Genomic DNA, 7,219 nt, shown 5'->3' with positions numbered 1-7,219 from the left:
GGGGCTACGCCGAACGCTTGCGCGACCTCGGTCACCGACGACCCCGCCGCGCTCGCCAGGTCGACCAACGCGCGCTTCTCGGCGCAACTCCACAGCCTCCGTTGCCGCGCGCGGCCGGGCATCGTTGCACGATCTTCGGCCGCCGCCGCACCGCTTAACTCGGCGACCACATCGCCCCCTGCATGTTCCAATGTCATGGCGCGAAAGCTCCATGTTCATCAGCCCATTGCAAGGTGCCGTGGTGCAGCGCTTACCTTTTGCAGGCGTTCTACTCGATTCGCTCATAGCGGCTGTCGATGGACGGCTGGAATATGACGCTGGTTAGTCGGGATTGGCGTCGACGATACGGCCTAGATCATTCGGTGTTCTCCAAGAACCGTGATCGGCTGCTGGAGGGCGACATCGCTGCAAAGTTCCTGGCGGCGGTGCTGGCGCACCCAAGAAGCTCTGTCGACGGATCACTTCTCGGTCGACGGCATGCTGATCGAGGCCTGGTCGTCGATAAAGCGTCAACCGATGGACGGCAGTCGGGATTTGCGTGTTAGAAGGCCGCGCGGTGCCTTTGGCGTCGCCCATTCGGCGACTTCGATATCGAAGCCGGGATGTGCGAAACCGGACATGGAAAGGCCGGCCCCGTGCCCCTCCCAGAGGCTACCGACCGACGCGCATCCTTACGACTGCCACCTCTCCGCATATGCGTAAAGGGCGATCAACGTCGTTGCCAACGTGTAAGCCATCTCTGCGCTCTGCTACATGCCCCAAGCAGCAAGTACTTTTCTCGGCCGCCGCAGACTCTTCCGCAACACTGTCTGGCGGGTGAGCCCTGACGCCCTGGCAACGGCGGACGTTCGTCGCCAAGCATGTCGGCGACCGTCCGGAGGCGGGCCGTTCATGACTTGGCTTGCCTGTAGCGGTCCTCCTGTGCCCGAGCGGCTTCTATTCCTGCCCGCTGGGCCTCTTTCGTGGCTCCCGTCTGCACCGTACCTCCGGCGAGGGCCGCCTTGCGCGAGCATGGCACGGTAGCGAGGCTGTGCTTTTAAGGTCGTCCTTACGAGCGTAGTTTGCGGCACAGCATGAGCCATGTTATTGACCGGGCCTGAGCGTCGTCGTCGTCGGTGGAGTGAAGAGGATCAGTACCGGATCTGGCCGCGGCTTTGCGCCCGGGCCCACCGGGACGCCAATAGCGCGTCAGTACGATATCGCGACCAGCCTGATCTGAGCACCCGCCAGACGGGCTTTGCCGAAGTTGTCGTGGTTCCCGATAAGCCTGTCGCGCTTCGGTGCGGGCGGCACCACCAGCGGTGGGCAAGGTGCGACTGCGGATTCCGCTGACCACGCCGCCGACAATGGCGGCGACGATGGTAGAGGCACTGGGCCTTTCATGATCGCGGTCCCGATGTCAAGCGAGTGAGGATTTGATCGCTTTGGCGAATTGAGGAACTGACCCCCTTCACTGGTTTGAAGTTTCATTGGGTTCAAGCGTCGGTGCTCTGAGACCGAAGTTTGGAGCGCCGGGAGCTGGAGTTTTCCGGCTGCGATCACGGTAACGGGCTGGCAGCGCCACCGGGATTTTGCAGTGCGATCGGGACCTTATATCCGATCGCACTGTGAGGACGAACCTCATTGTAGTATCGACGCCAATCCTCCAACTTTTCACGGGAATCTGCAAGCGTCAGGAACCAGTGCGCGTTTAAGCATTCGGCCCTGCTTGCTATTGAAGGCCTCGATATAGCCGTTGTCGGTGGGCTTTCCCGGCCGTGAGAAGTCGAGCGTGACGTCGTTGGCGTAAGCCCACAGATCGAGATCCCGCGAGATAAACTCACTGCCATTGTCGACCCTAATCGTCTTCGGATAGCCAATCTGGCCGCATACGCGTTCGAGGGTCTGAACCACATCCTCGCCGCGATACGTGAAGCGCGGATCGGTCGCCGGGCAATAGCGCGAATGGGTGTCGATGATGGTCAGGATGCGCAGCTTCTTGCCCGTCGCAAGCTGGTCATGAACAAAATCCATAGCCCAGACACGGCCTTGCGGCAGATCTCCGCCACGGTCACACCGTCATCGCCCTGCTTCAAAATGAACGCCTTCTGCGCGTCCGAAAACTTCGATGCTTTCATCGTCTTCCGCCTCCTTCTCCCAGCCAGGAAAATACAGCGAAAAACTCCTAACCAAAAACGATCCAGTTATCGGGGATCAGAGCAGAGGTCCGGTCTTCTGCAGAAGGCGGGACCGACGCTTTTCGCGGAGACGGGAGCTGTCGCCGCGGATGGTGATCACCGTTGACTGTGAAGCAGGCGGTCCAGAATCGGGGTGGCCACAACGGGGTCGCCAAACACCTTCCCCATTCGCCCACGGAGCGGTTGGAGGCGATCAGGATCGATCCTTTCTCGTAGCGCCGTGACACGAGTTCGAAGACAGGTGGGCAGCCGTCACTTGCGTTCGCGGTTCGGGGTATCGGGATCCGCCTAGAGCTTGTTGAAATCCACGGGACAAAGCATTGAGCGGATGTAATTCCGACATTCAGCCCCGGTTCGATTTCGTTCCTATAGCCCGGCCCGACGAAATAGCCCCAGGCCGGAGCCCAGAAGGCTCAGATTCAAGAAATCCCGAGTGACGCGATTGCTTCCACAAGGTCCTCAAGCCATGGTCCGAGAAAGTTCCCGGAGCCCCTCCGAGCTGCGCCCCGCTCCCCACCCTTCATCTTCGACTTGATTCGACAGGCCTAAGCATCATGCGCGATAGAGCGTAGGTGGCGTTTGGCTCAGTAGCTCCGCACCATGCTCTATCACCAGCACGTGAGCGCCAGCTCCGAATAAGTAGCCGTTTTCACTGCACAATATATTTGGCATGTGCAAGGTCATACCGGGCTTCAGTATATCCTCCGCCCCCGGCTCCAAGCTCAAGTCACCGCGTTCAGTCCAATTGATGCCAGTCTGGTATCCAGTTCGTTGACGAAACACTCCCTTTCTCCCAGATCGCTTCAGCACCTCACGGCCAGCAGCATCGACTGCCGCCGCGGAGATACCCGGCTTAACTGCGGCAACCAGGGCCTCAATGACCTCCTCGGCCAAACTGTGCAAAGACTCAGCCTCAGGATGTCGGCCAAGCACAGCGCACCGGACCATCCCTACGGTGTACCCGTGTTTTGATGCGCCGATTTCCAGAAAAGCCGGCTCGTTATTACTAATTGGATGCCGAGATGGGGGGGCATGCGGCAACTTCGTCCGTTCCCCGAGCAAAATGGTACCGCCAGAAAGCCCAACCTCCCCGCCAGCGTTGCTGGCGTCTGCCCTGACGGCCGCCGCCATAGTCGCTGCCATTTCCAGTTCGGTAACACCTTCGCGTAGCGAGCTTTGGAAGGTTCGCACTGCTAGGTCAGTCATGCGCATTGCGTCGCGCATGCACTCGAGTTCTAGCTCGCCCTTTACCGCTGCCACCGAAGAAACCAACCGAGTCGCATCCGCGATCGTTAAGCCAGGAAGCTGCGCCTGAAGCGCATTGACATCTGCCAACGAGAGGTTCCAGCAGCCAAGCTCAAAACCGACCCTCTTGCTTTGCAAGCCATACCGACGAAGCACGTCGGCACACACTTTCCCAAAATCTTGCTGGTGCGTATAAATAACGATCTCATCAATACAACTATACGAACGAACCGCTTGCTCGTCATACTGTCGTACGACATATGTTGGCGATCGACCAGGCACCATGACCAGAGGAAATGGTGCGAAGTATCCGCCACTGCCATCGTATCCGCTAAGATACCGAAGATGGCCATGGGCGGTCACTACAAGAGCGTCCAACCCCGCGCTCCCCACTGCCGCCATCACGTCACGCCACCGGCGCTCGTACTCGGATCTCGGGAACGGAACACCCGTCAGAGGAATAGCTGAGGACATCGTCGCCATATCTCACCTCAATGATTTGCCATGCAGTGGTTTGGTTCGCAACAATATGGATCGGACCGAAGTCAGAGGCTGTCGCTCAACGTTCCGGGCTTTGGGTCAGGAGGCGACATTCAACCGTCCCAGCGCGTTGCGTCAAATGAAGTTTTTATATCGTCGTCATCTGGCGACGAGATGCGAGAACCGTCAGAGAGAGTGAATGTCGAAACTCGCGGAACGAGGCAGTCTGCGGCGCCGCGGATACGCCGATTGTCTCAGGGACGGTTTACAGCGAACCTCGTGATCGAGCGAGGCGAGTCGCAAGGTGGCTCCTTCGAGTATGCGACGATTCCAGGCAAAGCGCTGGGCGGCGAATTGTCTGAACGGCACCTCCATCAGAAACCGACATGCCCCGTGCATGCCCCCTGGACGAGCGCGCCAGACGCTCCGCCACCCGCAGCCGCTTCTCCACCTCGGCCAGAGCCAGAACGCCACTGTTGGACGACAGCATGCCGCCGTCGAAACGGGCGACGACGGACTTGCCTCCGACAGATGACAAACCGCTCAGCGGCAGCGTAGGATCGTTCATGGCGGGTGTGGTCTCCGGAAATGATTAGGATTGGCGTAAGCAACCAAATCCTACGTTTTTATTTCAACGGCTTGCACCACATCCGCCAACCCCCATGAATTATCCGGCTAGCTGCTCGCCCCCCCAATTTCGAGCGCTTCGTGATTATGGGATGGCCTGCCCCTCGTAAGACCGTATGTCCGCCTCTGTTTGATGAGGTGGCTCGCCCTACACTGCGCGTCCGAGGGTTGCTCGGGCGGGCCGAGCCGATCCTCATCACAGGAGGACGAGCCGTGGCAGATTATAGGGAAGCATTTGTCGGAATCGATGTCGCGAAACTGAAGAACGCCATCGCGGTTGCGGATGCCGGCCGGGAAGGAGAGGTTCGCTTCTTCGGCGAGGTTGATGCGTCGGACATGAGTATGCGCCGTGTTGTCCAGCGGATCGCCGCCAAGTTTGATCGGGTGTATTTCTGCTACGAGGCCGGCCCGACCGGCTATGGTCTCTATCGGCTAATCCGATCGCTCGGCCATGAATGCATGGTGGTCGCCCCATCGCTGATCCCAACGAAGCCCGGCGACCGGGTGAAGACAAACCGCCGGGATGCTCTTTCCCTGGCCAGACTGCTGCGCGCCGGCGAACTGACGGCGGTGTGGGTACCCGATGGAAGTCACGAGGCCATGCGGGATCTTGTCCGCGCCCGGACAGCTGCAGTCGAGACGCTGCGCGTTCACCGGCAGCATGTGAGCGCCTTCATGCTCAAGCACGGCCGTATCTATCCGCGCAAGAAGGGCTGGACGATGCGCTATCTACGCTGGCTGCAGGAGCAGCCGTTCGATCATCCCGCGCATCAGATCGCACTCCAGGAAATGGTCGAAGCGGTGCGCGTGTCGAAAGAGCGGGTCGAGCGCCTGGAGCGTGTGATAAAGGAGTTCGTTCCTGCTTGGTCACTAGCGCCGATCGTCCGGGCACTGCAGACCCTGAGGGGCGTAGACCTGATCGTTGCCGTGACATTCGCCACCGAGGTTGGCGACGTGCAGCGGTTCGAGAGTCCGCGCCAGCTCATGGGTTATCTTGGCCTTGTTCCTGGCGAACGATCGACCGGTGAGACAGTTAGACGGGGCGGCATCACCAAGGCGGGGAACGGCCGGGTTCGCCATATGCTGGTCGAGAGCGCGTGGACCTACCGGCATCCGCCAAAAGTGGGCAAGGCGAAGCTGTACCGGTTGGAGCAAGCTTCACCGAAGGTGCGCGAGATCGCATGGAAGGCTCAAACACGGCTGACCGCCCGCTATCGAATGTTGAGCGGACGAGGCAAGAGGACAACGGTGGTGTGCACAGCGATCGCCCGTGAACTGGCCGGCTTCATGTGGGCTGTTGCAAGGGAGGCCCAGGCGACCAAATCGTAGACCGCTACGGTGGCTTTCATCTCGCGCATGGGCGGAGGCGGGACCCCGGCAGGGGAATGCCCGTCAGACGCTTTGTGGCCGGCAATTTGTCCGACGCCCGCAGTAAGATAGGAACAGCCCCGGACGCACAATCGGGAATGCGGTAGCCAATCCGCGCATCAGAGCTTGATCACCGACGTCCTTCAGTTCCGCCTCCACCCATGCGCGATCATCGGAATGAGCAGCCGTTCCTCGGATCGGGCGAGCTCCCGCGCTCCAAACCTTGATTGTTCTCAGACCACTGCGCTGAGTTCAGGAGCGCGGATGTAGGCCCACGGCAGCAGATCGTCGATCTGGCTGTTTGGGTGGCCGTTGACGATGCTGGTGAGGACGTCGGTGAGATAGCCGAGCGGCTCGACGCCGTTGAGTTTGGCGCTTTCGACCAGCGAAGCGGCGAAGGCCCAGTGCTCGGCGCCACCGTCCGATCCGGCAAAGAGTGCATTCTTGCGGTTTAGCGCGATAGGACGGATCGAACGTTCAACAGTGTTGCTATCGATCTCGATGCGGCCATCGTCGAGGAAGCGCAAGAGGCCTTCCCAGCGCGACGGCGTGTATCGGATCGCCGAGGCGAGCTTTGTCTTCTGGCTGATCGGCCCGAGCTTCTCGCGCAGCCAGGGCTCAAGAGCGACGGCGATCGGCAGGCTCTTTTCCTGGCGCACGGCACGACGCTGCTCCGCCGATCGTCCACGGATGTCGTCTTCAATGCGATAAAGTTCGGCGATCCGTCTCAGCGCCTCGCTGGCGATCGGCGCGGGACCGGTCGCGGCGAGTTCATAGAAGCGCCTGCGCACGTGATGGCATGGACGCCCCCTTCCCCTGTGGCGAGGAGAATGGAGCGTGGTCAAACAGAAGGATATTGCCATGCGAGATGAAGTTCACGTGGTCGGCCTCGACATTGCCAAATCAGTCTTTCAGGTTCACGGGGCTGACCAGCATGGGAGAGCAATTGTCCGACGGAAGCTCAGGCGTGATGACGTGGAGCAATTCTTCCGCGTCCTTCCGAGCTGCTTGGTTGGGCTGGAAGCTTGCCCGGGTGCACATTTCTGGGGTCGGCTGCTGCGCAGTATGGTAAGCGCTGCACCACGGCACCTTGCAATGGGCTGATGAACATGGAGCTTTCGCGCCATGACATTGGAACATGCAGGGGGCGATGTGGTCGCCGAGTTAAGCGGTGCGGCGGCGGCCGAAGATCGTGCAACGATGCCCGGCCGCGCGCGGCAACGGAGGCTGTGGAGTTGCGCCGAGAAGCGCGCGTTGGTCGACCTGGCGAGCGCGGCGGGGTCGTCGGTGACCGAGGTCGCGCAAGCGTTCGGCGTAGCCCC

At 60.5% G+C, this 7,219-nt stretch carries 2 protein-coding genes and 8 pseudogenes; 4 read left to right on the top strand and 6 right to left on the bottom strand.

All coding sequences use genetic code 11. From position 1 onward, the window contains the following. Positions 1-197 (bottom strand): annotated as a pseudogene (locus YU3_RS42010) (IS66 family insertion sequence element accessory protein TnpB); the annotation flags it as partial. A 51-nt stretch (positions 198-248) separates the two neighbouring features. On the opposite strand from YU3_RS42010, the pseudogene YU3_RS41475 reads away from it, so the two are divergent. Beyond that, a pseudogene (locus YU3_RS41475) lies at positions 249-522 on the top strand (IS5/IS1182 family transposase); the annotation flags it as partial. A 1,016-nt stretch (positions 523-1,538) separates the two neighbouring features. Here the strand turns inward: YU3_RS41475 and YU3_RS38265 are convergent. From YU3_RS38265 to YU3_RS41100, 4 genes and pseudogenes are all read right to left on the bottom strand, one after another. Further along, positions 1,539-2,022: pseudogene (locus YU3_RS38265) on the bottom strand (integrase core domain-containing protein); the annotation flags it as partial. Between the two features lie 171 nt (positions 2,023-2,193). Continuing rightward, a pseudogene (locus tag YU3_RS40150) lies at positions 2,194-2,413 on the bottom strand (ATP-binding protein); the annotation flags it as partial. Positions 2,414-2,729: 316 nt separating this feature from the next. Continuing rightward, positions 2,730-3,905 (bottom strand): Xaa-Pro peptidase family protein, encoded by a 1,176-nt coding sequence (locus YU3_RS0133625; RefSeq protein ID WP_027170265.1) that lies wholly within the window; start codon positions 3,903-3,905, stop codon positions 2,730-2,732. A gap of 412 nt (positions 3,906-4,317) precedes the next feature. Then, positions 4,318-4,470 (bottom strand): annotated as a pseudogene (locus YU3_RS41100) (IS1380 family transposase); the annotation flags it as partial. A 272-nt stretch (positions 4,471-4,742) separates the two neighbouring features. Here YU3_RS41100 and YU3_RS0133620 point away from each other — a divergent pair. Beyond that, positions 4,743-5,858, top strand: coding sequence for an IS110 family transposase (locus YU3_RS0133620; protein ID WP_036260261.1), 1,116 nt, complete (start codon positions 4,743-4,745; stop codon positions 5,856-5,858). Positions 5,859-6,130: 272 nt separating this feature from the next. Here the strand turns inward: YU3_RS0133620 and YU3_RS0133615 are convergent. Then, a pseudogene (locus YU3_RS0133615) lies at positions 6,131-6,691 on the bottom strand (transposase); the annotation flags it as partial. Between the two features lie 67 nt (positions 6,692-6,758). On the opposite strand from YU3_RS0133615, the pseudogene YU3_RS42005 reads away from it, so the two are divergent. Both YU3_RS42005 and YU3_RS42000 read left to right on the top strand, forming a co-directional pair. Beyond that, positions 6,759-6,950, top strand: a pseudogene (locus tag YU3_RS42005) (IS110 family transposase); the annotation flags it as partial. A 72-nt stretch (positions 6,951-7,022) separates the two neighbouring features. Beyond that, positions 7,023-7,219: pseudogene (locus YU3_RS42000) on the top strand (IS66 family insertion sequence element accessory protein TnpB); the annotation flags it as partial.

The sequence above is a fragment of the Mesorhizobium sp. WSM3224 genome, from assembly GCF_000427725.1.
Classification (GTDB): Bacteria; Pseudomonadota; Alphaproteobacteria; order Rhizobiales; family Rhizobiaceae; genus Mesorhizobium.
The sequence above is the reverse complement of the archived record's forward strand: the minus strand, read 5'-3'. Positions and strand labels throughout refer to the sequence as shown.